At 50.2% G+C, this 24,527-nt stretch carries 26 protein-coding genes; 18 read left to right on the forward strand and 8 right to left on the reverse strand.

Going from position 1 to position 24,527, the window contains the following annotated elements; all coding sequences use genetic code 11:
- The first annotated feature begins 49 nt into the window (after positions 1–49).
- The 11 genes from LPQ35_RS10225 to LPQ35_RS10275 all read left to right on the forward strand — a co-directional run bounded on the left by LPQ35_RS10225 (position 50) and on the right by LPQ35_RS10275 (position 9,810).
- Entirely contained in the window at positions 50–580 is a 531-nt protein-coding gene (locus tag LPQ35_RS10225) for an AsnC family transcriptional regulator (protein ID WP_193807203.1), read from the forward strand.
- Positions 581–686: 106 nt separating this feature from the next.
- Positions 687–1,868, forward strand: coding sequence for a 2-hydroxyacyl-CoA dehydratase (locus LPQ35_RS10230; RefSeq protein ID WP_193807201.1), 1,182 nt, complete (start codon positions 687–689; stop codon positions 1,866–1,868).
- An 11-nt stretch (positions 1,869–1,879) separates the two neighbouring features.
- Positions 1,880–3,211: a benzoyl-CoA reductase, bzd-type, subunit O gene (bzdO, locus tag LPQ35_RS10235; protein WP_193807199.1), complete on the forward strand. Its 1,332-nt coding sequence runs from the start codon at positions 1,880–1,882 to the stop codon at positions 3,209–3,211.
- Between the two features lie 23 nt (positions 3,212–3,234).
- Positions 3,235–4,017 carry an acyl-CoA dehydratase activase gene (locus LPQ35_RS10240; RefSeq protein WP_193807197.1) on the forward strand — a complete coding sequence of 261 codons (783 nt, stop codon included), beginning with the start codon at positions 3,235–3,237 and terminating at the stop codon, positions 4,015–4,017.
- A complete protein-coding gene (gene bzdQ / locus LPQ35_RS10245) occupies positions 4,018–4,899 on the forward strand; it encodes a benzoyl-CoA reductase, bzd-type, subunit Q (protein ID WP_193807195.1) in 882 nt (293 codons plus the stop codon).
- 21 nt (positions 4,900–4,920) lie between these two features.
- Complete coding sequence (locus LPQ35_RS10250; RefSeq protein WP_193807191.1) at positions 4,921–6,009, forward strand: 2Fe-2S iron-sulfur cluster-binding protein; 1,089 nt, start codon at positions 4,921–4,923, stop codon at positions 6,007–6,009.
- An 18-nt stretch (positions 6,010–6,027) separates the two neighbouring features.
- Positions 6,028–7,203, forward strand: coding sequence for a thiolase domain-containing protein (locus LPQ35_RS10255; RefSeq protein ID WP_193807189.1), 1,176 nt, complete (start codon positions 6,028–6,030; stop codon positions 7,201–7,203).
- A 3-nt stretch (positions 7,204–7,206) separates the two neighbouring features.
- A complete protein-coding gene (locus LPQ35_RS10260; protein WP_193807187.1) occupies positions 7,207–7,638 on the forward strand; it encodes a zinc ribbon domain-containing protein in 432 nt (143 codons plus the stop codon).
- Positions 7,639–8,421 carry an enoyl-CoA hydratase-related protein gene (locus LPQ35_RS10265; RefSeq protein ID WP_193807184.1) on the forward strand — a complete coding sequence of 261 codons (783 nt, stop codon included), beginning with the start codon at positions 7,639–7,641 and terminating at the stop codon, positions 8,419–8,421. It begins immediately after the preceding gene.
- A gap of 1 nt (position 8,422) precedes the next feature.
- A complete protein-coding gene (locus tag LPQ35_RS10270) occupies positions 8,423–9,343 on the forward strand; it encodes a 3-hydroxyacyl-CoA dehydrogenase NAD-binding domain-containing protein (protein ID WP_193807182.1) in 921 nt (306 codons plus the stop codon).
- A 20-nt stretch (positions 9,344–9,363) separates the two neighbouring features.
- Entirely contained in the window at positions 9,364–9,810 is a 447-nt protein-coding gene (locus LPQ35_RS10275) for a MaoC/PaaZ C-terminal domain-containing protein (protein ID WP_193807180.1), read from the forward strand.
- Between the two features lie 21 nt (positions 9,811–9,831).
- Here LPQ35_RS10275 and LPQ35_RS10280 read toward each other — a convergent pair whose 3' ends face one another.
- The 8 genes from LPQ35_RS10280 to LPQ35_RS10315 form a co-directional block, all read right to left on the reverse strand.
- Positions 9,832–10,764: an enoyl-CoA hydratase-related protein gene (locus LPQ35_RS10280; RefSeq protein ID WP_193807178.1), complete on the reverse strand. Its 933-nt coding sequence runs from the start codon at positions 10,762–10,764 to the stop codon at positions 9,832–9,834.
- Between the two features lie 141 nt (positions 10,765–10,905).
- Complete coding sequence (locus LPQ35_RS10285) at positions 10,906–11,709, reverse strand: acyl-CoA dehydratase activase (RefSeq protein ID WP_346297640.1); 804 nt, start codon at positions 11,707–11,709, stop codon at positions 10,906–10,908.
- A 9-nt stretch (positions 11,710–11,718) separates the two neighbouring features.
- Entirely contained in the window at positions 11,719–12,945 is a 1,227-nt protein-coding gene (locus LPQ35_RS10290) for a 2-hydroxyacyl-CoA dehydratase (protein WP_193807176.1), read from the reverse strand.
- 5 nt (positions 12,946–12,950) lie between these two features.
- Positions 12,951–14,081, reverse strand: coding sequence for a 2-hydroxyacyl-CoA dehydratase (locus LPQ35_RS10295; RefSeq protein ID WP_193807174.1), 1,131 nt, complete (start codon positions 14,079–14,081; stop codon positions 12,951–12,953).
- 4 nt (positions 14,082–14,085) lie between these two features.
- Entirely contained in the window at positions 14,086–15,750 is a 1,665-nt protein-coding gene (locus tag LPQ35_RS10300; protein ID WP_193807171.1) for an AMP-binding protein, read from the reverse strand.
- A 227-nt stretch (positions 15,751–15,977) separates the two neighbouring features.
- Complete coding sequence (locus LPQ35_RS10305; RefSeq protein WP_193807169.1) at positions 15,978–17,003, reverse strand: ABC transporter permease subunit; 1,026 nt, start codon at positions 17,001–17,003, stop codon at positions 15,978–15,980.
- Complete coding sequence (locus LPQ35_RS10310; protein ID WP_193807167.1) at positions 17,000–17,857, reverse strand: ABC transporter permease subunit; 858 nt, start codon at positions 17,855–17,857, stop codon at positions 17,000–17,002. Before LPQ35_RS10310 ends, LPQ35_RS10305 begins: the two co-directional genes overlap by 4 nt.
- A gap of 72 nt (positions 17,858–17,929) precedes the next feature.
- A complete protein-coding gene (locus tag LPQ35_RS10315) occupies positions 17,930–19,258 on the reverse strand; it encodes an ABC transporter substrate-binding protein (protein WP_193807165.1) in 1,329 nt (442 codons plus the stop codon).
- Positions 19,259–19,314: 56 nt separating this feature from the next.
- Here LPQ35_RS10315 and LPQ35_RS10320 point away from each other — a divergent pair, with 56 nt between their 5' ends.
- The 7 genes from LPQ35_RS10320 (at position 19,315) to LPQ35_RS10350 (ending at position 24,526) form a co-directional block, all read left to right on the forward strand.
- Positions 19,315–20,010: an ATP-binding cassette domain-containing protein gene (locus LPQ35_RS10320; protein ID WP_193807163.1), complete on the forward strand. Its 696-nt coding sequence runs from the start codon at positions 19,315–19,317 to the stop codon at positions 20,008–20,010.
- Positions 19,997–20,686: an ATP-binding cassette domain-containing protein gene (locus LPQ35_RS10325; protein ID WP_193807161.1), complete on the forward strand. Its 690-nt coding sequence runs from the start codon at positions 19,997–19,999 to the stop codon at positions 20,684–20,686. The genes LPQ35_RS10320 and LPQ35_RS10325 overlap by 14 nt, the downstream gene beginning before the upstream one ends.
- A gap of 24 nt (positions 20,687–20,710) precedes the next feature.
- Positions 20,711–21,112, forward strand: a complete 402-nt coding sequence (locus tag LPQ35_RS10330) for a CBS domain-containing protein (protein WP_193807160.1) — start codon at positions 20,711–20,713, stop codon at positions 21,110–21,112.
- Between the two features lie 69 nt (positions 21,113–21,181).
- Positions 21,182–21,937, forward strand: coding sequence for a glucose 1-dehydrogenase (locus tag LPQ35_RS10335; RefSeq protein ID WP_193807159.1), 756 nt, complete (start codon positions 21,182–21,184; stop codon positions 21,935–21,937).
- A 42-nt stretch (positions 21,938–21,979) separates the two neighbouring features.
- A complete protein-coding gene (locus LPQ35_RS10340) occupies positions 21,980–22,129 on the forward strand; it encodes a hypothetical protein (RefSeq protein ID WP_193807158.1) in 150 nt (49 codons plus the stop codon).
- Between the two features lie 9 nt (positions 22,130–22,138).
- The gene (locus LPQ35_RS10345) at positions 22,139–24,040 is read left to right on the forward strand and encodes an aldehyde ferredoxin oxidoreductase C-terminal domain-containing protein (RefSeq protein WP_193807157.1); all 1,902 of its coding nucleotides are present in this window, start codon (positions 22,139–22,141) and stop codon (positions 24,038–24,040) included.
- A complete protein-coding gene (locus LPQ35_RS10350) occupies positions 24,041–24,526 on the forward strand; it encodes a 4Fe-4S dicluster domain-containing protein (RefSeq protein WP_193807156.1) in 486 nt (161 codons plus the stop codon).
- The last annotated feature ends 1 nt before the right edge of the window (position 24,527 follow it).

The following is a 24,527-nucleotide window of genomic DNA, read 5'->3' on the forward strand; positions in this document are numbered from 1 at the left end:
ATTTTGTTTAACTCGTAGCATTTATATATCAATCAGACATAACATTGTCATGGAGTTCGATCTCAGGACACCAATTGTAAGGCTTGACAGGACCAAAATAGTTATTCTGAAGGAGAAGATCGAAGATCCGAACATAACGACGAGAAAGCTCAGCGAAATTCTGAAGAAGAAATACGGGATATCTCTGAGTCATGCCAGAATCGCAGAGATAATCAAGGAGATGAGAGAGACAGAGATTTTCAGGGAGACAGTCATACCGAACGAGAACTACTTCATTTTCAGCTTCATGGAGATCAGCTTCAACAACCAGAACTTTTCAGAGAACTGGAGAAGGGCGTACGAGTATCTGATCAACTCGCCAAACGTGATGCTGTTCTTCATAACCGACGGCACCCACAGGTGGAAGTTCATAATGGTCTTCAGGACTTTTCAGGAGGTCTCAAAATGGGTCCACAGCTTCCTGAAGGAATACGGCGACTTTGTTCAGGATCTGAACGTTCTAATAATCTACAGAATCCTGAAATTCAAGTTTGACGAAAAGCTTCTCGAGGAACTCATAACTTCCTCTGAGACAATGTAAACTAATTTCACTTTTTTACTGTCCAATTTTCAGAAAAGTATTTATACTAATTTTACGGATTAAAATTTGTGGCAGTTGATAATCTTACAGGTGAGGTGGTTGAGTGATGACTACGTCTGTCGATGATATGCCCCAGATGAAGAAATTCAGGGAATGGTTCGAAAACAGGCACGAATATGCGAAGAAGTGGAAGGAAAAAACAGGTGGCAGGGTCGTCGGCTACTACTGCACCTACGTACCTGAAGAGATACTGTACGCGGCAGAAATCCTCCCCGTGAGAGTTCTCGGATCACATGAGCCGGAGAGCATAACCAGGCCATATCTTCACGATATGTACTGTCCGTTCTGCCATGACACTCTCGCCCAGGGATTGCAGGGCAGGTACAACTACCTTGACGGTGTTACACTTGCTCAGTCATGCCTCCACATGAGACAGTCGTATTTCAGCTTCGCAGACAGGGTGCCGAACATTGAATGGAGCTATTATCTGCCGTTTCCCCATGGAGTGAACAACCCTCATGCAGGCGATTTTGCAAAACACGAGTTTGAGAAATTCAAGGAATCTGTCGAGGAATGGACTGGCGCAAAAATTTCCGATTCTGATCTTGACAGAGCGATTGAAGTTTACAACAGGAGCAGGGAACTTCTGACAAAGGTGTTCGAGCTGAGGAAGGCCGAGAATCCCCCCATTACCGGACTGCATGCAATGCTGATTGTCGTGTCTTCACAGGTGGTTGACAAGGAGGAACACAACGAGGTTCTGGAGAGCTTCCTGGAGGAGGTTGCCGAAGTTGAACCTGACAGGGAGGTTGGGACGAGGCTGATGCTCATAGGCAGTGAGGATTACGATATCGAGCTTTTCGAGCTGATCGAGTACGGGATGAGCTACCCTGCAACGTTTGTCTTCGAGGAAAACTGCACGGGTTCGAGGTATTTCTGGGGGGCTGTGGAGAATGGTGGAGACAGGATAAAGGCCCTTGCCGAGAGGTACGTTTACAGGGTCCCGTGTCCTGCAAAGGACTGGGCAAGGGGCGACTTCTTTGGAAGGAGGAGGTTCCAGTTTATTGAGAACGTCATAAAGGAGTGGAACGTTGATGCCGTGATCATCGCCCAGATGAAGTTCTGCGATCCTCACGAGCTTGACATACCCTCTCTCAGAGACATGCTTGACAGGATGGGTGTCAGACACCTCCATCTCGAGCTTGACCTCACGCAGCCTGTTGGGCAGTTCAGAACGAGAGTCGAGGCCATGATTGAGGCCATGGGTGAGGAGGACCTGTTTATTTAGAGGTGGTGAGTATGGGAGTCAAGGTTAGGCCTTTTGAATGCTGGGATGATTTCAAGAAGTACAGAATGGAGTATTATAGGAATTATCTGGAAGCCAAGGAGAATGGCAGCATCAGGTGGGCAGGTTCAGCATGGGCGTTTGATCCGGTTCCGGCGGGGCTGGGAGAGGACGTTTATCCGCTCACCGGCGAACCCTACGGCGCCACGGCTGCGTTTTTCAGGGACTTCTCCATGAGGGCTTTGGAAACCATCGAGAGGAAGGGTGCTGCAAGAGACCTCTGCGGGTACATGAGGAACTACTGGGGCAGCGTGGCGATGGACAAATATCTGCTTGCCGACGGTGCCGAAATTGAGCCGTTCCCGAAACCGGACTTCAACTTCACGATTCACATCTGTTGCACTCATGCAAAATGGTACCACTATGCTGCCGAGCTTGAGGGGGGCGTGCCGACATACGCTGTCGACATCTCGGTTGGGCCGGGCTACCTGCTGAATGACAAGAAAATAGAATACGTGGTGAGGCAGCTCGAGGATGCGATTCAGTGGATGGAGAAGGTTACGGGCAGGGAGTACGATGACGAACTCCTGATTAGGGCTGTTGAGAATGAGGCGAGATCGATGACCCTGTGGTCGAAGATCTGCAAGCTGAACCAGAACACCCCCGCACCGATGGAAGAGAAGTCGATGTTCTCGTTCTACGTCATGACTCTGCTCAGGAGGAGCGATGAGAAGATTGTGAAGCTGTACGAAAAGCTCTACAAGGAGGTTGAGAGCAGGGTTAAAAGAGGTATTGGGGCTCTGACCCAGGAGCAGTTCCGCTTTGTTACGGACAACCCGCCACCCTGGCCGTTTCTGAAGGTTTACAGGTATCTCGAGGAGAATTACGGCGCTGTTTCTGTCGGCTCAATCTACACGTTTGGCCTTGGTGCGGCCTGGCTGGGCATGGATGAGAAGGGTGAGAACTGGATCTGGGAGCCGGCTCCAACGCCCGAAGAGGCCGGTTACGAGATCCACGACAGGAGGAGCGCCCTCTGGTGGACGGCGATGTTCAACCTGAAGTACAGAGCCTCGTGGCAGCACGAGTACTCTCACTGGATAAGGAAACAGGAGACGTACCAGATGGTGAAGGACTGGAAGGCGGATGCCATCATAATGCACCTCAACAGGGGATGCGAGCTCTGGAACATGTCCACTCTTGAGGTGAGAGATTATCTCGTCAGGAATGGTGTCTCAGTTGCGACATACGAAGGAAACATGGCTGATCCGAGAGAATTTGACGAGGCGAGGACGTTCAACGTCATAGACTCGTTCATGCAGAGTCTGGGAATTGAAAAGCTAACTTAAATATTTTTGAGGGGTGGTTGAAGATGGTTGTTGCGGGTATCGATGTGGGAAGCAAGATGGCAAAAGTCGTTATTATGGATGGGGATAGGAACATACTCTCCTACGTCATGGCGCGAACCGGCACAGACCATGGAAAAACCTCTGAGGAAGTTCTGAATGAGGCACTTGAGAAGGCAGGACTGAAGAGAGAGGATCTGGAAAAAATTGTTGCCACAGGTTTTGGCAAGATCTCCGTGCCCTTTGCGGATGACGAGGTTACGCAGGTGATTGCCGCAGGAAAGGGCGCCTACTTCGTAAGGCCTTCAGCAAGGACGGTGATTGAGGTTGGTGCTGAAGAGAGCAGGGCAATAAGTCTTGACGAAAACGGCAACGTCAAGGATTTTGCTCTTGCAGACAAATGCGCCGCCGGAGCCGGTTCATTTGTTGATGCGATGATAAGGTATCTCGAAGTCACTCCCGAGGAGTTCGGTCAGCTTGCTCTCAAGGCAACAAGGGCAATCCCGATGAACGCTCAGTGTGTGGTCTTTGCGGAATCCGAGGTGGTTTCACTGCTGCACTCCAACGTCCCGAAGGCCGAGATTTCGAGGGCAATACACGACGCCATAGCTGACAGGGTCATCGCGATAGCCAGGAGGCTCGATATAAGGGATGATGTTCTGTTGATAGGCGGTCTTGCCAACGACATCGGATTCATCGAGTCCATGAAGAGGGAGCTTGGAAAGGATGTTTACGTTCCCGAGGATTATCCTCCGGAGCTTGTTCCCGCAATAGGGGCGGCTCTTTCTGCAGTTCAGGGGGTGAGATGAATGGTTAGCGTTCAGGAGAGCGAATACTGGAGATGGCCAGAAACCGTCTGGGTGGACGAATCAAGGAACTGGCAGGATGCAGATGTGATAAGCTGCGGTATTGATCTCGGCTCGGTCAGCACCCAGGCAGTGATAATGGCCGATGGTGAACTTTACGCTTACGCCAGCATGAGAACCGGGACGAGCAGCAGTGCCAGCTCTGAAAAGGCACTCAATGCAGTCCTTGAAAAAATCGGGGATATGAGCAGAGAGGATATCCACTACATTGTCGGTACGGGCTATGGAAGGGTGAGCGTTCCCTTTGCGAACAAAACGATCACCGAGATCGCATGCCATGGAAGAGGTGCGGTGTACGTCTACGGCAACACCGTAAGGACCGTTCTCGACATGGGCGGTCAGGATCTGAAGGCCATAAAGATCGACAGCAGGGGCAAGGTGATAAACTTCCTGATGAACGACAAGTGTGCAGCCGGAACGGGAAGGGGCATCGAGGTGGTCTGTGATCTGCTCTCCGTTCCCATAACCGAAGTCGGTGACATGTCCCTGAAGGTTGAAGAGGAGCCCGAGCCTGTGAGCACAACGTGCGTCGTCTTTGCAAAGTCGGAGATCCTGGGACTTATAAGGAAGGGCTGGAACAGGGAAATGATACTCGCTGCGTTCTTCAATGCTGTGTCGAGCAGGGTTGTGGAGCTTCTTGAGAGAGTGGGAGTTGAGGCAGACTTTGCAATCACAGGCGGAATTTCGAAGAACGTCGGGGTTGTCAGGAGGATTGAGATCAAGCTGAACATGAAGGCACTCGAGCCGAAGGTCGATCCTCAGCTCGCAGGAGCAATCGGTGCAGCGCTTTTCGCAAGAGCGCTCTACATCAAATCCAAAAAATAATATTTTTTCGGGAGGTGCATGATGGGGGAGCTACGCATAAGGATTGACGGCAGAGAGGTATCATGCGAATCCGGAAAATACCTCATCGAGATAGCTCTTGAGAACGGCATCTACATCCCAAACCTCTGTTATCATCCCAACATTTCGCCTGCTACACGTTTCGAAGGTGCTGAAAAGGTTTTCAGAGGTAGTGAGATTTTTGAGGGTAATGCGGGCCACTACGATGGCTGCGGGATATGTGTTGTGGAGGTTAACGGAAAACCGGTCAATTCGTGCGAATACGTTCCTCAGGGTGGGGAGGATGTTGTAACCGACAGCGATTCCCTCAGAGAGGAGAGGCAGAGGAGGCTTGCGGAAATTCTTGCCAATCATCCGCACGTCTGCATAACCTGTGAGTACAGGCACGGCTGCGACAGGATTCAGTGCAGCTTCGGAAACCCGGTTGAGGAGAGGTGCTGTGATCTGTTTCCTGTTTGCGAATTGAGACACCTCGCCGAGTATGTGGGAGTAGCAGACCACACGCCAAAATACGTTTTCAGGGACCTGCCCGTTGTGGAGGAAAAGCTTTACCGGTGGAACTGGAACTACTGCATAAACTGCACCAGATGCGTGAGGGCCTGTCAGGAAATCAGGGAAGCCGGGGCTTTGAGCTTCACCGTCATTGATGGTGGAGTGTTGGTGGGCAGAACCGCTGAGAGCGATACCCAGTCAGGGTGCAAGTTCTGCGGGGTGTGTGTTGAGGTGTGTCCCACCGGCACCGTCAGGGATCTGAAGGGCAGGCAGAAGAACAGGTGGAGAGAATCCATATCGGCCAAAATGCTTGCACCCCTGCATGAGGCGATCCCGCTGAGTGAAGAAAACGTTGAAGATGTCCCGGAAAAGGCCGGAGTTTTCAGGCTTTTCAACGAGTCGATGGAAATCGTTTACATAAAGGGGACGGAGAACCTGAAAGAAGAACTTATGAACGAGCTTGGAAAGGCCGCATTTTTCGATTATGTTGAGGACGAGATGTACACGATGAAGGAGAGCGAGATGATTCAGGAGTACCTCCAGAAACACGGGACAATGCCGCCCATGAATGACGAGGAGGATGACCTTTTCGACATCTGATCTTTTTGCGGTGATTTTATGTCTGCTGGAAGGAGGGTAGGAATCGTAGGCGTTGGCTGTTCAAAATTCGGTATCCGGGATGATGTGACGCTTCAGGAGCTTGCCTTTGAGGCCGTGAGCGAGGCCCTCAGTGACGCCTCTCTCACAAAAGACGATATCGAAATGAGTGTTGTGGGCATCGCTGGAACGAGGAGCTATGAGCTGATGCCCGCCGTTCCCATAAACGAGTACTGTGGGTTCGCCGGAAGAGGCCCGGTGAGGGTTGAGGCCGCATGCGCAACGGGAAGTGCGGCCGTTTACACGGCCTACTCAAGCATAGCATCCGGCATGGTGGATGTTGCCATAGCTGTGGGCGTGGAGAAGATGAGTGAGGTGGACACGCCGACCTCCCTCGCTGTTGGTGGCAGGAGCGGGAGCTACCTTTGGGAGTTCCACCAGTACGGGACAACATTTCCCGGATACTATGCGATGCACGCCTCCGCCCACATGGCCGAGTATGGAACAACTGAGGAGCAGATGGCTCTTGTTGCAGTTAAAAATCACAGAAATGCTGTTCACAACAAAAAGGCCATGTTCAGGAAGGAGATATCTCTTGAAAAGGCTTTGGGCTTGAGATACGTTGCTTACCCCCTGAGGCTCTTCGATTGCAGTGCGATTACTGACGGCTCCTCGGCGGCAATTCTCGCAAGTGAGGAGAAAATCAGAGAGCTTGGAATTGACAATGCTGTGTGGATTGAAGGCGTGGGCTTCAGCAGTGACACCGCCAACATGACCAGGAGGGAGAGCTACACCACGCTTAAAGCCACGGTGAAGGCAGGCGAGATGGCATACAGGATGGCCGGGATTGATGAGCCTGTCAAACAGCTCGATGTTGCAGCGGTCCACGACTGCTTCACCATTGCGGAGATTATGGCATACGAGGACCTGAGATTCTGCAGGAAGGGTGAGGGCGGGAAGTTCGTTGAGAGCGGCGATTCTGATTTCGGCGGAAAGCTTCCGGTTAACACGTTTGGAGGGCTTAAGGCAAAGGGTCACCCTCTTGGAGCCACGGGAGTTGCGATGTTTTACGAGATCGTGAAACAGCTGAGAGGTGAGGCGGGCAGGTTGCAGGCAGATCTGAAGAACCACAGAGGTCTGACGCACAACATTGGTGGCACCGGGCATTTTGGCTGGGTTTTCGTGCTGGGGGTGTGACTGATGGGTGATGAGAGGTTCACGATCGAAAGCAGACAGTTCGTTCTCAGACACAGGATTCCTGCCACAAAAACTGAAAGGTACTGGAAAGGGCTGGAGGAAGGAAAAATCTATGCCACCGTCTGCAGGAACTGCGGTGCGGCCTTCTCACCGCCCCAGACCGACTGCAGTTCATGCTACACTTCCGACATGGAATGGGTTGAGATCGAAGGAGATGGGGTTGTGGAGGCGTTAACTCAGATACACAGCATTCCTCAGGGATTTGAGTTTAAGGGTGAACCTTACACGATTGCCGTTGCGAGGTTCGGGGCTTTCAGGGTGATGGGGTGGTTTGAGGGCGATGAAACACTGAGTGTTGGTGAGAAAGTAAGGGCAATAACCGGCAGGGACGAAACGGGAGTCTGGAAGGTTTATTTTGAAAGGGTAGGTGATTGAATGAGCTCAAAAAGCTTTGAAAGAATAAGGCTTGATTATGATGGAGATGTGGCAATTTTAACGCTTAACAGGCCCGAAAAGCTAAATGCACTCGATTCAAAAACCAGGATGGAGCTGAAGCAGGCTCTGGACGAGGTCGAGCAAAAAGCGAGGGTCCTCATCATTACCGGATCGGGAAAGGCGTTCGCCGCAGGTGCGGACATAAATGAGCTTCTTCAGCGAACATCGCTTGACAGTATGGAGGCGGCAAAGCTCGGGAGTGAGCTGTTCAACCGGATTGAGGAGCTGGACATCCCTGTCATTGCAGCAATCAACGGTTACGCTCTTGGCGGAGGATGCGAACTTGCTATGGCATGCGATATAAGGATCGCAAGCAGGAGGGCAAAGTTCGGACAGCCCGAAATAAATCTCGCTCTGATTCCCGGAGCTGGAGGAACCCAGAGGCTGCCCAGGCTTGTGGGCATCGGGATGGCAAAAAAGCTGATCCTGACGGGGGAGATCATTGACGCCGAGACAGCCCTCAGAATCGGCCTTGTGGAGGAGGTCGTGGAGGAGGACAGGCTGATGGACAGGGCAGCAGAAATTGCAGAAAAGATCGCTGAAAAATCGCCAGTTGCGGTTAAGTTTGCCAAGAAGGCGATAAATTCTGCAAGATCAATGAGTCTTCCGGATGGTTTGAAGTACGAGCTAACACTCTTCTCGATGCTCTTCTCCACACACGATGCCAGGGAGGGCATGAGAGCGTTTCTTGAGAAGAGGAAGCCCGAATTCAGGGGGAATTGAAATGAAGATTGATACTGTTGGCGTTGTCGGTTTTGGGTTGATGGGAACGCAAATCACACAGTTTTTCGCTCAGAAGGGTCTAAAAGTAGTTGCTCTGGATGTCAGTCGTGATGCTCTGGAAAAGGGGATGGCAGGAATAAGGGACGGCAGATTCGGCCTCAGAAGGCTTGTTGAAAGGGGAAAGCTGAGCGAGGACGAAATGGATGAGATTCTGGGAAGGATCAAAACCACGACAGATTATGAGGATTTGAAGGACGCTCAGCTTATAATAGAGGCTGTTTTCGAGAGCATAGAGCTCAAAAAACAGGTTCTCGGGAAAATAGCCGAAGTGGCGGATGATGCGATCATAGGCTCGAACACATCCTCGATAAGCATAACCAAACTCTCCGGAGCGGTCAGGCAGCCAGAAAAATTCCTCGGAATACATTTCTTCAATCCTGCGCAGATCCAGAAGCTCGTGGAGCTTGTAAGGGGTCTGCTGACTGACCGGGGCCTGATGGAGGATATCAGGGCGTGGTTTACTGAGCTTGGAAAGGTTCCAATCATGGTCAACGACTCTCCCGGATTTGCCACAACACGTCTCGGCCTGACTCTTGCTAGGGAGGCGCTGTTGATGGTGCAGGAAGGTGTAGCAACACCGCAGGACATAGACATCGGGATGATGCTTGGTTACGGATACCCGATGGGACCTCTCGAAACGGGAGACCTTGTTGGCTGGGACACGAGGCTCAGAATACTCGAATCGCTGTTCGAGATGACCAAGGATCCGAAGTGGGCGCCTCCGAAGCTTCTCGTGCAGCTTGTGGATGCGGGCTACACAGGAGACCCGAGGGTGAAGATGGAGAGCAGGGGAGGGATATACGAGTACTTCGGTCAGGAAAGGCCAACCGAACTTTTAAAAAGGCTCGGCGTCAGAAAATAGCTGACGTTCGGGTGATGTGTATGGAGAACCTTTATTTTGAGGACTTTGAGGTGGGAATGGAGTTTGAAACTGCCGGCAGGACGGTTACCGAGGCAGACATAGTTAACTTTGCAGCAATATCCGGGGACTGGAATCCCATCCACACCGATAAGGAGTTTGCAAAAAACACCGTTTTCGGGGAGAGGATAGCCCACGGTCTTTTGACCCTCGCAATAGCGAGCGGTCTGATAACGAGAATGAGGCTCGTGGAGAGGACCATAGTGGCATACTATGGAATTGAAAGACTCAGGTTTACCAAACCCGTTTTCATAGGGGATACGATAAAGGCTGTTGTGAGGGTTGTTGACAGGGAAGAGAGGGAAAAGTACGGCATCGTAACCTTTGAAGTCAATGTGGTCAAGCAAACTGGGGATGTGGTTCTAACCTACATCTCAAAATCTGCAATCAAAAAGAAGGGTGGGCTGTAATCGCTGTAAGAAAAATAAAAATTACTCGAGTTCCGCCCCGCAGACAAGGCAGAATTTCGAACTGTCCGGCAGAAACTCTGCACCGCACTTTTCACATTTTTTCATCAGCGGGCCATACGGGTATCTGGGATCCATTCCCTCGCCGATCTTCTTCCTGATCTCCCTCATTCTCGGTTTCCTCTTCTCCTTGAATGCCCACAGCCCTTCAGACGGCTCGACACTGCCTATGTTCAGCGAGAACCAGGCCTTCCCGTGCTCCCAAGTGAGCCTCCAGATCAAGTCCCTCCACCAGTTCAGGTGAACCTTGAAGTACCACAGGCTTGAGGCAGACAGGTCGAGCATCCTGTCGATGTACTCCCTGACCTTTTCGTCCAGCTTTTCAAGTGGGACAACCTCGTTCACAACTCCCCACTGGTATGCCGTCTTCGCATCAATCTCGCTGCTCAGCATAACAATTTCCGCTGTTCTCTTGATGCCCATGTGGAGCGGTAGCCATTGAGACAGGCCACCGATCGAGGTCATGCCAACTCGTGGACCGGGAGATATGAATCTGGCGTTTTCACTTGCTATGGCGAGGTCACAGGCAGCAACAAACTCGAAGCCTCCTCCTGCCGTAACCCCATTGACCCTGGCAATTACGGGCTTCCCGCAGTGCATTATCATGTCAAAAACTCTGCCGTAAATCTCGCCCCACTTCCAGAAGTCAGACGATTTTTTAGTGTACTCCTCAGCGTACTCGTGGACGTTTCCCCCTGTGCAGAATGCCTTGTTTCCGACACCCGTCAGAACTATGAACTGCACGTCGTCGTCCCACATGGCATCCTCAATTGCTGAGACCATCTCCCGCAGGGTCGTGAGGGTGTAGGAGTTGTGTTCGTGGGGGCGGTTTATGGCTATCAAAGCGGTGTGGTCATACCACTCCTTGTCGTAAATTATCTCCTTATATTCGGTCATGATAAATACTGGTATTACTTAAATATAAATTTTACGAATTACGATATTGAGTTAAGAAAAGTTTACAAAGTAATAAAAGCAGATTCAAAATCTTGAAAATGTTAGAGGGTGGCCTTTCCCCAGTTTTTCTTAGTTGTTATTTTATTTTTTAAATTTTTTGAATTTATCCCGTGCGATTAACGCTGCCCCGTAAGCCCCGGCTATCTGAGGCTCTTCCGGTACGAGTATCTTCACACCCAGTTCTCGCTCTATTGCATTCACGACTCCTCTGTTCTTTGCCACACCGCCGGTCATCACGACATCCTCCACAACGCCGACCTGCTTCACGAGACCGTATATTCTCTTTGCTATGGACTCGTGAAGTCCAGCCACGATATCCTCAGCCTCCTCACCCTGTGCAAGCAGGGATATCACCTCACTTTCGGCAAAAACAGTGCATACGCTCGTTATGGTGATTTTTTTTCTGCTTCTGAAGTGCATCTCGCTCATCTCGTCTAAGGACACCCCCAGCCTCTCTGCCATCACCTCGAGAAACTTTCCCGTCCCTGCTGCACACTTGTCATTCATCGTGAATCTGACAACCTTGCCCTCCTCTGATAGCCCGATCACCTTGCTGTCCTGACCTCCGATGTCTATGACCGTCCTGGCACTCCTGAAAATTTCCTTTGCGCCCGTTGCATGGCATGTTATTTCCGTAACCTTCTCATCGGCAAAGTGCTGGGATGCGAGATTCCTTCCGTAACCTGTAGCGACTCTGAACGCCACGTCCTCCTCATCAAGCCCGGCATTTCTGAGACAGTCGAGGTATGCTTTTCTGCCACTTTCCGACAGCTTTGCCTCCGTCTTTGCGATGTGGTAACCTGCAATGTCTCCATTTTCATCCACAACACAGACCTTGATTGCCAGCGATCCGATATCTATTCCAGCGAAGTACAGAACCACCACCTGCGTGACCTATGATATTGACTCGAGATAGGCATCGATAAGGTTTTTGGCTCTTTCGAGAGGCATCAGCCTTGGATCGCACTGGGGTGCCTCGAGGATGAGGCTGCTTATGCCAAGCTCTTCCTGCAGGACCTTTGCAAGCGGTCTGACTATCATTGACGTTATCCTGCATCCCGTGTTTTCGAGAAGGAGCGCACCGTCGATGTCTGCTTTCTTGGCTGTTTTCACAACACTGTCGAGCATCTCGTAGCCCGAGTTGGTGACGTGCATCGACCTTCTCACCATGCTTTCAAAGGGCTTTGAGGCATCGACCCTGTGAACGGACGCGTTCACGTACAGGTTCACCGGGAAATTCGCGCCATTGCTCTCACAGTATTCGTACAGCGAGAGAGTGTGCCAGGGCATTATCCCGAATGTCAGGAGCCTGTGCTTCTCGTCTGAGACCCCTTCCCGTCTCTTCACCCTTTCTTTCATCATTTCGTGAGCCTTTTTCATGAACTCGTAGGCATAATCACTCCCGAGAACGAAAAATGCAATGAAAACGAAGTCTCCAAGTTCTCTCTGACTTGCCGGAGTGGGTGTGGACATCATCAGGTTCAGGGTTTCGATGAGCAGTCTGGATGTCTTCTCCGAGATTGCGAAAACCTCTCTGAACTTCTCCTCATCGTAAGGGCCTGCGACGGACTCCATGAAGCCCATGAGATCCTTCAGCCTTTCGACGGTGTATTCCATGTAAAGTTCTTCAGCCCATTCCGCCTCCTTCGTGATTTCATCGAGGTTTCTCAGGGAGTCTGACGTCCAGTACGGGTAGTTTATCACATATCTCGGCACACCGTAATACTTGGCAAAAACGTCGGCCATCTCGTGGTGTGCGACGCACAAAGCCCTCGTTCCGACAATGAAATCTGGCCTGGGCATCAGAGGCTTTGTCGCCTTTTCCGGCTCGAGAATCATGCCGAGGGTCGTCTTGAAGTAGTCGCAGATGAAATGGCTGTATCCATGTGAAATTGCCGAGTCTATCAGCTCAGATGAGCTGCCTCTGGCGGCGCAGTACGCAGAGTACTGCTCGGGAAATGCTGGAATAACGTCGAAAACGTATATGAGTTCGGAAGGATGGAATGAGAAGAACCACCCCACGGGTCTGTTCTTCTCTGCAAGCCTGCTCTGTCTTTCGAGGTGCTTCCTGAAAAGCTCCCTGTAGAGGGTTTTATAACCGATGTGATTCCACTCTGCCATAAACATCATCTCCCGTGAGATTCAACAAACGCCTCAATCCTGCCCTCGATCTGGGCTTTTGAAAGCGGAAAGTCAAGGTCTATCGTTAAAACCGGCAGGTCAAGCTCATCGATAATGGCCGGACACTGGTGTCCGCAAACCTCGCAACCCCTGTCCTTGAAAACAATCACAGCCTCAGCCCTACTGGCTTTTATCCTGTCCCTTATGAACTTCACCCTCTCCAGCACGGAAAGCTCGTTAGATGCGGAGGTCATCACGCATGCGGTTGAATACAGGTATCTGTCTGCAATCCCCTCCAGATTAGCTCTGTTTACAATTCCATTGTAGTATCCAGTGGAGGTGCAGAAGTCGTCCGAAACGATTGCAATTCCGTAATTCTCGAGAATCTTCAGAAGTTCAGAGCTGTAAAAGTCTGTGCCGGAAACATGAACCCTCAGAATGTAGTCTCCGTTTCCTTCCCTCTCTGAAAGAAGTCCGTAAAGCTCTTCTGCGATTCTGTTAAAGTCCTCTTTCAGCATGTGCATTGAGGAAAGCATGATCAGCATCCACTCTGAAGCGCTTACCTTCACTCTATCCTCGCTCCTCAACCTCTCCAGTCTTGTGCAGACCTTTCTGAAGTTGTTGTATGTTTCTATGGATTTTTTCAGTGAGCTGGTATCTGTCTCAAAACCTGTAAACCTTGCAAGAAAACTCGAAAATCTTTCAAGCTCCCTGATGAAGAATCTTCTCGATTTCTCATCTCTGCTGAACGGATACTGAACCATGTAGGAGAATTCCGGGTTTAAATAAAAACGGTAGAGCGAAAAAAGATGAATTTTGGTGTCGTCGGAGGTCGTGCTCACGATTCCGTCCAGGAATTCTGTCTCACCCCTCAGTCCGGCCTCCATAACGTTTCTTGCATAATAGCACGTCCACTGGGGCATGACGGAGCTGGCGTTAGGCGTGCTTCCGTAGTTTCCGAACACCCTCACCGGAACAGCCCCTGTGGAATGAATGACTTCCTCGGGAACGTTGTTGCAGAGCGTTCCTATAACCTTCATTCCCTTTTCTCTGTACTCCTTTATCTTTGTCCTGTTATCGATGGCGTTTTTCATCTGAGCAAACAGTCCCTCAACGCTATCGCTCAACGAAACCACCGGTTCAGCTACCCTCGAATTTCTTCCTTTCTTCCTCTCTCAGGATTCTCCTGAGGATCTTGCCGACGGGAGACTTTGGAAGCTCGTCTCTGAACTCTATGATTCTCGGAACCTTGTAGCTTGCAAGGTGCTTTCTTGCGAATTCCACGATTTCCTCTTCTGTTGCGGTCTCGCCTTCCTTGAGGACTATGAATGCCTTTACAGTCTCGCCCCTGTACTTATCAGGCACACCGATAACTGCGCACTCCTTGACCTTGGGGTGCATGTAGAGGACTTCCTCAACCTCTGACGGATAGATGTTGAAACCTCCGGCGATTATCATGTCCTTTTTTCTGTCCACTATGTAGATGTAGCCGTCCTCGTCCATGTAGCCCATGTCGCCCGTGTAGAGCCAGCCGTCCTTTATGGCCTCCCTCGTTTTTTCCGGGTCATTCCAGTACTCTCTGATTATTTTCTTGCTCCTGAGAACGATCTCTCCAATGTTCTCCTCACCGGGTGGGAGCGGATTGTCTGTGCCGGGGTCCATTATTCTCATCTCAACAGTTGGAACGGGCAATCCCGCACTGCCGACCTTTATAACTCCGTGTACCGGGTTGCTCGTGCCTATTATTGCAGCCTCGGTCAGCCCCCACTGCTCTATCACTGTTGCGTTTGGCATGAGGGCCTTGACCTCTTTCAGAAGCTCAACAGGCACTGGAGCGGAACCGACGCTTATGACTCTTACAGATGAGAAGTTTGCTGTTTTCGAGTACGGATGGTTCACGATGGCGACAAGATGTGTTGGCACGCAGTGAATCTGAGTTATGCCGTAGGTTTCAATCGCACTGATGAATTCACCCGCATCGAAGTACGGGAAGAGGACAACAGTCCCGCCGTTCATGAAGACGTTCATGTTTGATGTCCATATTCCGTTTCCGTGGAACATGGGCATCAGGCCAGAAAAAACATCTTCGCCCCTTCTTATGTCAAGACATGCAGAAAATATCTTTGCGTCGATCATCAGGTTGCGGTGGGTGTAAACTGCGCCCTTCGACCTCCCGGTTGTTCCGCCCGTGTATGTTAATGAGGCGACGTCTTCCGGCTTCAGGTCCTTTTCAGGCTTCTTGGGTGAGTGTTTGAGCAGATCGTTGAAGTAGAGAACATTCTCCTTTTCCCTGATCTCCTGTTCGTGAAGCATCGGGATAAATCTTCTCGCTGAGGGGGATATGAAATCCCTCAGACTTGTGAGGATCACGTATTCGAGTTCGGTTCTGTCGAGAACGGCCTTCACTCTCTCATACAGGATGTCGAGGGTTACGATCGCCTTGGCTCCTGAGTGGTTCAGCTGGTACTCAAGCTCCCTTTCCGTGTACATCACGTTCGTGTGGACCGCAATCATTCCGTTGCTCAGCGCACCGAAATAGCCTATGTTGAACTGAGGGCAGTTGGGCATGAAAAATGAAATCCTGTCGCCCCTTTCCAGATATTCGCTCAGTCCACCTGCAAACCTGCAAACGTAGTCAAAAAACTCTCCGTACTTGATCCTGTTCCCGTAATAGATGATGGCATCCTTGTCTCTGAATTCTTCTGAAACGCTTTCAAGCGCATGGGGAGGAGTGGTGTCCGGCTCTTCGATGTCTTCCGGCCAGCCTATGTACGGATACCATTTTTTCCAGATCTGATCATTCATGATTTATTTTTACATTAATTCCTTAATAACTTTTTCTATCGATTTACATGTGTCAGAGCCATCAGCTGATTTTTATCGTTCAATGAGGGATTAGAACGTTATTTGCTGTTTCGGTCTGCTGGAATTCTGTTTAATCTGTAAAGTATTAAAGCGAATCAATAAACCAAAGTTAAGATTATGTGAATAATTGTCAAACAATGTAACAGCAGTAAAAATTTTGGAATGTGCTATTCCGGAACGGCATCTTCCTTCCTTACGGTGAACCTCTTTATCTTGCTCCATAATCCTTCGGGTGCAATAACAGCCACAGCTATCAGGAGGATGTACAGCAGAACCTCATCGTTCACAGGGACCCATGCCGGAAAAGCCTGAACCGCACCTTTCAGCCACCAGTTCTTGAGGAGGTATATCACAAACCCGCCAAAAACGGGGCCGTACAGTGTACCAAGTCCGCCTATGACTGCAGACAGTATTATCAGCAGCATGAGTGGAATGTCGTAAACATCGGGCCCGATGGTTATTCTGTAGTGGACGAGTGTGGCACCACCTATCCCTGCGAAGAACGAGCTTGTAACGAAGGCGAGGATCTTGTATTTGACAACGTTTATTCCAAGAGCCTCTGCAAGAACCTCGTCATCTCTGACCGCTCTGAACTTGAGGCCTATCTCGCTGTTCACGAGCAGCCAGATGAGTATGAACGAGATCATGAACACGGCGAATGCGAAGTAGTATCTGAGCAGGGGTGATTCAGCAAGGCCCCTTTCGAGACCTATTGAGAATCCCTCCTCACCACCGAATATGCTTGAGAAGACGTACACCGACTGCATGAACACGAGGGGCAGTATTGCGGTAACGAGCGAAAAGTAGTAACCCTTCAGTCTCAGCGTAATGATGCCTATGCCAAGTCCGAAAAGCGCCGCAACTATACCCCCCATGAGGATTGAGACGGGTACCGGTACGGGGGACATGCCCGCCAGGAAATCCACCGAACCTGAGAATCTGGACGGAACCTGGAGCAGAGCGGCAGTGTATGCCCCGAGACCAACAAAAACCGTGTGGCCGAGGTTGACCTGTCCCGTGTATCCCACGATTATGTCCCAGCTTATCGTCAGGACCAGAAATATCATGGTGAGGCCCAGCAGGTACAAGAACGCCTCTGAAACAGCAAACGGGATAGCAAGCCCCGCTATGAGGAATATTGCCCATGCGATTATCTGCCTGATATCCATCTCCGGCAATTTCGATACTGTCATTCTTCCACCCCGAAAAGTCCTGTAGGTCTGAAAACCAGAATGGCAATTATCAGAAGGAGTGTTACGAACTCGGACCACCTCGCCCCGAAAAAGGTTATCACGATTGTGATCACATAACCGACAATGAATGCGGCAACTATGCTGCCCCTAACGCTTCCAAGCCCGCCGAGGATGACTATAGCAAATGCGTAGATGAGTGACTTCAGGGCCACCATCGGCGTGGCTGCGAAAACCTGAGTGTACAGTATGCCCCCAATTCCTGCCAGCACGGCAGAGATGAACATGGTGAGCATGAAAATCCTGTCAACATCGATGCCCACAAGCATTGCACCTTCAACATTCTGCGAGGATGCGGATACCTTTTTCCCCGTTCTCGTCTTGTTGATGAACACCTCAAGCAGAATCAGACAGATGATTGCGACGAAGAACGCGAGGATTCGCTTGTATGTGATGGGCACACTCCCTATCCTGAGAACTCCGGTGATTAGCGAGGGATACGAAATGCCGTGCTCCCCGAACAGCAGGATGAGTATCTGTTCCACGAGGAGTGCAAACGCGAGGGTTACGATTATGATCATGACCTCGTGCTCCTTTATTCTGGCGAGTATTCCGGTGTACAGCGCAACACCTATCATGCCCACGAGGAACACCGCTACGAACGATGCTATGTAGGGATCGAGCCCGTATTTGTACAGGCTGATGCCGATGTATGCCGACAGAATAAAAAACGTGCCGTGGGCAAAATTCAGGATTCTCGAAACACCGAAAATGAGTGAGAAACCTGAAGCAACGAGCGCCCATATTCCGCTTACGACAGCGCCATAGACAAGTATCCTGAGCAGGATATCTATCATGGTTGATAATGTGTTTACAAAAAAATAAAAAAATTTCGGTCAAAGTTTACAAATTCTGGAACTTTTTTAAGTTCAAATCCACGGTGGTAACTTAAGGTCTCCATTCGCGACGGTCGATGGGTACAGATAGTACTGCTTTCCGTCCTGCCACTGGGCTATGAAGTTTCTTACATATTCATCGCCCCAGACAAGGGCGTGATTGCTGTAGAAAGCAATGTTCCTCGTCAGCTTGGCAGGATTTCCGGGCTTGTATTTCTCAAGGTATTTGACGACAACATCCGGATCAAACGGATTCTTTTCTCCATCCTTATATGCTGCCTCTACCGCCATCTTGTAGAGATATACTGCATCGTACGCTCCATAAGCCTGATGGGATTCAGGATAGTGTCCGTACTTCTTCTTGTAATTCTCGATGAACTTGGCCGCCATCTCGGTTGGTGGCGAGGTTATCAGCACACCACCGTCCACAAGGAACAGCTCATAATTGGCAGCCCCACCGGTCTTCTCGTAGAACTGGGCATCAATTGCGGCGAGATCATGACCACCGAGAATGGCAGGTATCTGCAGTTCAGCCCACTGCTTTGCGAGAACATCTCCCGTTCCGGAAATGGCGAGTATCGGCATTATCAAATCCGCACCTTTGTCCTGAGCGTCAAGAAGGATCTGCTCATATTCGGTAAACCCTCTCGGAACCTTCTGATCTCCAACAATTTCTATTCCTCTTTCCTCAAGCAGAGGAGTCAGACCGGCAACAACAGGGTCGGTCCAGACGTGCTCATCTCTTATGATGTACACCTTGTTGATTTCAACACCCTTGCTTCTCAGGTAGTCTATCATGGCTGCAAGGTCCAGCGCGAAGGTTGAACCGTTGTTCTGACTCACCCTGAACCAGTACTTGTACTTGTCATAGTTTTCGGCGACCATTTTCGGATGCACGGGACTTGAGGCATCCGAAAGGAATATCGTCTTTGTTTCAGCCATAACCTCCATCATTGCGCTCATGACTCCGCTGCTGAACCCTCCCGTGATCATGTCTGCATTTTCCTGTGTGGCGAGCCTTCTGAATTCGGCAGTTGCAGTATCCGGGTTGAGTTTCGTATCGCCTACGACGAGTTTCACTGGAAGACCGAGAATTCCACCCTGCGCGTTTATCTCATCAACTGCAAGCTGGGCTGCATTCTTCTCAGCAGTTCCTTCAGGCAGAGACATGGGTCCTATGACTCCGATCACAACCTCCGTTTTCCCTCCAAACTTGGGTGTCGGGGTTGCGGTGGCCTGTGGAGTGGGCGTGGGTGTAGCCTGGGGTGTGGGTGTAGGTGTCGCTTCCGGCTTCTGCTCCTGAGCGCATCCGAGTGCCAATGCTGCCACCAACACCAGAACTAATATCAGTTTTTTCATCATTTATTGTGATTGAAAAAGGTAATACTTAAATATTTCGTGGGCAAATACAACATTCGATGAAACCCCTACTCAAAGTTGAAAATGTTAAGAAAAAATTCGGTGAACTCGTTGCACTGGAAAATATTTCATTCGAAGTGTTTGACAGAGAATGTCTGGGTATAATTGGCCCAAATGGAGCAGGAAAAACAACGCTCTTCAATGTTATTTCGGGTCATATGAGGCCTACAGAAGGGAGAGTGTTCTTTGACGGGAAGGACATTACCGGAAAGAGGCCGAGCGAGCTTGTGAAGCTTGGACTTGTAAGGACGTTTCAGATTATAAGGGCATTCAGGAACATGACCGTGGAGGAGAATTTCCAGGCGGTTGGTGGAGACTATGAAGGTATCATGAAGGAACTGGGTTTGTGGGGCAAGAGGAACATGGTTGCAAAGAACCTCTCCCAGGGCGATCTGAGAAAGCTGAATATAGGTCTTTCACTGACAACAAAACCCAAACTTCTGCTTCTCGATGAACCGTTTTCGGGCTTAAGTCCGAAAGAGTGTGCAGAGCTTCATGCGGTAATAGACCACCTGAAGGAACGGGGAGTAACGATGGTCATTATTGAACACAAGCTCAAGGAGCTATTCAGCCACGTGGAAAGAGTTCTGGTGCTGAACTATGGCATACTGCTTTGTGAAGGTAAGCCGGATGAAGTTGTGAACGACGTGAAGGTTATTGAAGCATATCTCGGTGATGGGTATGCGGTTGCTTGAGGTCAGAAATCTGAATTCATTTTACGGAAAGGCACACGTGCTTCACGACGTCTCGCTGCATGTGGATAAGGGCGAGACACTTGCAGTCCTCGGACCCAACGGAGCGGGAAAAACGACCCTGCTCAATTCGATATGTGGCATGGTGAGGACTGAGGGTGAGATACTCTTCAAGGATAGGGAAATCTCCTCTCTGAAACCCTACAGAAGGATCAGGCTTGGCATGGGAGTGTGTCCGGAGGGCAGAAAACTCTTTCCGGATATGACGGTGGAGGACAACCTCCTGCTTGGAGCGGGAAACGGAAATGCCAAGGAACAGCTTGAATTCGTTTATGATCTATTCCCGAGAATAAAGGAGCTGAAGAATAATGTTGTTAAAAACATGAGTGGTGGGGAGCAGCAGATGGTCGCAATCGGCAGGGCGCTGATGTCCAATCCCGAGCTCCTTCTGCTTGATGAACCATCGATGGGGCTTGCACCGATAATTCTCGGGAAAATTATGGAGGCACTGAAAAGGATAAGGGAGGAGACAGAGATATCCATACTTCTCGTTGAGCAGAACGTCCATCTGGCGCTTCAGCTTGCTGACAGGGTCAGCGTCCTCGTCAAGGGCGAGATAGTGAGTGAGGGGAAGGCGGAGGAGATGGTCGATCTCGAGAAGCATTATTTTGAGCTGTAAAACGGGGTGATGGGGTTGCCTGTTATGCTGAAGGTTAGAGATGTGATGAATGAAGAGGTAACGAAGGTCGGGGAGAACGAGAATGTGCTTTCGGCAATGGAGAAGATGATTGAAAAGGGCGTGAAATGTGCGGTTGTGGTCGATGACAGCGGAAAGGAGATTGGCCTGATAACGGAAGGCACGGTCGTCAGAAAGGTGCTGATGAAGCGGAAGGATCCTGCAGAGATCAGGGTTGGGGAGATAATGTCAACACCGCTGAAAACGATTCCGGCGGACATGAGTCTGAGAGATGCGATGATCAAGTTTGTTTCTGACAACGTCAAGCAGCTTTATGTTGAGGATAATGGAAAGATTGTGGGAATTATTACCGAGCACAGGATTTTGAAGGCGCTCACCGAGATAATTGTTACATTGCTCTCAATTTGACCAGCGTTATTTTACGAATTAAACATTAAATTTTTAAAGTGTGTTTACAATGTAATATCTGGTGATAGAATGAGGTTTAAGGACCGGGTTGTGCTGGTAACCGGGGCAGGTAGAGGTATAGGAAGGGCGATAGCCGAGGCATTTGCCAGAGAAGGTGCGAATGTTGTGATCAATGATATAAATGAAGAGGATGCGAATAGAACAGCCAAGGAACTGGCCGAGATGTATGGTGTAAAAACTCTCGGCTACAGGGCAGACGTCACGAGCTATTCTGAAGTTTCTGAGATGGCGGAATACGTTAAAAGAGAACTCGGGACGGTTGACATCCTGGTGAACAATGCGGGGTTCTGGACGATCAAGAAGTTCATAGACACAACTCCTGAAGACTGGGAGAAGGATATCAGAATATGCTACTACGGTACGCTGAACTGCACCCACGCCTTTCTGGGAGGTATGCTTGAGAAGAGGTACGGCAGGATAATCAACATCGTGAGTGATGCAGGGAGGATCGGAGAACCCTATCTGGCGGTTTACTCCGGAGCGAAGGCAGCGGTGATAGGGTTCAGCAAGGCCCTCGCGAAAGAGGTTGCCAGGCGGAATATAACGGTCAACTGCGTTGCGGCTGGCGTGACGAAAACTCCGGGGGTTGAGGGCTTCCTGAAAAGTGTCGGCGGAGAGGAAAAGCTCGTTAAGGCGTATCCCAGAGGGAGACTCGGAAAGCCCGAGGACATCGCAAATGGTGTTATCTTCTTCGCTCTCGACGAGTCAGAATACATAACCGGACAGGTGATCAGCATAAGCGGAGGGTACACAACAGTCGGGTAATCTTAACCGGCTTTTTCAAAATTTTTCTGTGAGGGGAGTAGTATGGCGCCTTCGACAAGATGCCTGAACTGCAGACACAGGTTTGAGGTTGAAAGAGGTGCAGATACTGCGGAATGTCCCTACTGCGGGACTAAATGGAGGATAAGCTGGATGGATCCCGAACAACCCAAGGTTCAGGGTAAGGCAGAATGAGGTGTTTTTATGGTTCTGAACAGAAAGCTGGGCATCATCGATCTGAACAAAAATAAGGTTCTGGTTAGAGAAATCCCCGTTGAGCTGAGAAAAAAACATCTTGGAGGGAGGGGGCTTAACTGGTACTATCTCTACAATTCTATCCGTCCTGATATTGATCCATTTTCACCTGAAAATGTTCTTGCCATCGGTGCAGGTTTGCTGACAGGATTTCCGGCGCTCGGAGCCGGAAGGACACAGATTTCCACAAAAAACCCCATGACAGGTGGTGTTGGGGATTCCAACATGGGTGGCGCGTTCGGGCCACAGCTAAGGCTTGCGGGCTTTGATCACCTTCTCATTGTTGGAAAGGCTGAGAAACCCACTTACATTCTCGTTAAGGACGGCGGAATCGAAATCCGGAGTGCTGAACATCTCTGGGGCCTTGATACGCACACGGTCCAGAAGGCTATCCGGGAAGAGGTGGGTGATGACAGAGCAGAGAGCATGGTGATAGGCAGGGCGGGAGAGAACCTCGTTGCTTTCGCCAACGTGATGAACGGGATAAAGAATGCCGGAGGGAGGAGTGGCACCGGAGCAGTCATGGGGTCAAAGAACCTCAAGGCAATCGTGGCGAGCGGGGACATTGATCTGGAGGTTCATGATCCCGAAAAACTTCTTGACTACTCTCTTGAGGTGGACAGGCGGGCGAGAAACACCAAGTGGGCGAAAACCCTCGGACGTCTCGGCACTCCTCTGCTTTATGATGTGTCCTATACCACGGGGTTTATTGGCACGCTGAACTGGCAGTACAACACCCCTGGAGAGGACGGAAAACCACTTGAAGCAGAAAATCTCGAAAAATACAGTGTTAAAATGGTTGCATGCATTGGATGCAGCGTTCACTGCAGGCACAGGGTGAAAATCAGAGAGGGCAGATACAGAGGGGTTGTGACTGAAGGACCGGAATACGCTGCCATAGGTGCATTCGGAACGGGAGTGGGCGTTTACGACTGGGAGTTTGTCATAAAGTGCAATGAAATGGCAAACAGGTGGGGAGTCGATTTGATCTCTCTCGGAACGACGGTTGCATGGGCGTTTGAGCTTTTCCAGAGGGGCTTTATAACCGAGAATGACACAGGCGGTTTGAGACTTGAGTGGGGCAATGAAAATGCAGTTCTCGACCTTGCGAGAATGATCGTCGAGAGGCAGAATATAGGGAACGTTCTCGCTGATGGAATGCTCAAAGCTTCTGAAAAAATCGGGAAGGAGTCTCTTTACTATGCCAACCAGACGAAAGGGCATCCAAACCTGCTGACGGACGAAAGGGGAATACCGAGCTTCGCTCTCGGGATAGCAACGTCCACGAGAGGAGCAGACCATTTGAGGAGCAGACCTGGAATCGACCTCTTCCAGCTTCCTGAGGAAACTCTCGAGAAGATATACGGGCACAGAATTGTTAGCGATTTCACCGCCTACGAGACCAAGGGGATAATGGTGTGGTGGCATGAACTGCTCTACAACGTTGTTGACAGTCTCGGAATCTGCAAGTTCCAGACTGTCTTTAACTCCGCAAATTCTCCGAGGTTTGAGGATTACGTGCCTTTGATAGAATACGCAACAGGAATCAGGTTGACAAGGGAAGAACTGATGGAGATCGGCGAGAGAAATTATACCACTGAAAGAATGTTCAATGTTCTGAACGGATTCAGCAGGAAGGACGACTATCCGCCCGAGAGGTATTTCAGAGAGGAGACAAAGAGGGGTCTGCCGTTCATGAAGGGCAGGAAACTTGATAGAGAGAAGTACGAGATGATGCTGGAGGAATACTACAGACAGCACGGATGGGATGAGAACGGGGTTCCAAAGAAGGAAACGCTCGAACGGCTCGGCATAGCTGAGCCGGATTACTCGATGCTGGAGGTGTTGTAGATGACCTCTGAGAAATACCTCATGGTGTTCCCGGAGCTGTGCACCGGATGCAGGGAGTGCGAGATCGCATGCTCCCTGAAACACGACGGAGTCGTTGGCTACCAGAAGTCGAGAATCAGGGTAATAAGGGATGTATTCGAGGGGATAGAGATTCCGGTGGTTTGCATGCAGTGCATTGATGCCCCCTGCATGAATTCATGCAGGGTCGAGGCGATCTACGTGGATGAGAATGGGGCAAAGATAATTGACTACGAGAAATGCATAGGGTGCAGGAGGTGCATAGTTGTCTGCCCTCTCGGTGCAAATTTCCTGAATCCTGAAACAGGAAAGCCCATCAAGTGCGATCTCTGTGATGGCGATCCGGTGTGTGTTAAGTTCTGCTCGACAGGAGCGGTCAGATATTTGAGTCCAGAAGAGATAAATTCGGAAGAATTAAGACTGGCATCGAAAAACTACATTAAGGCTCTGATTGAAAGAGAGATGTGAT

The organism is Geoglobus acetivorans, assembly GCF_039641995.1.
GTDB lineage: Archaea > Halobacteriota > Archaeoglobi > Archaeoglobales > Archaeoglobaceae > Geoglobus > Geoglobus acetivorans.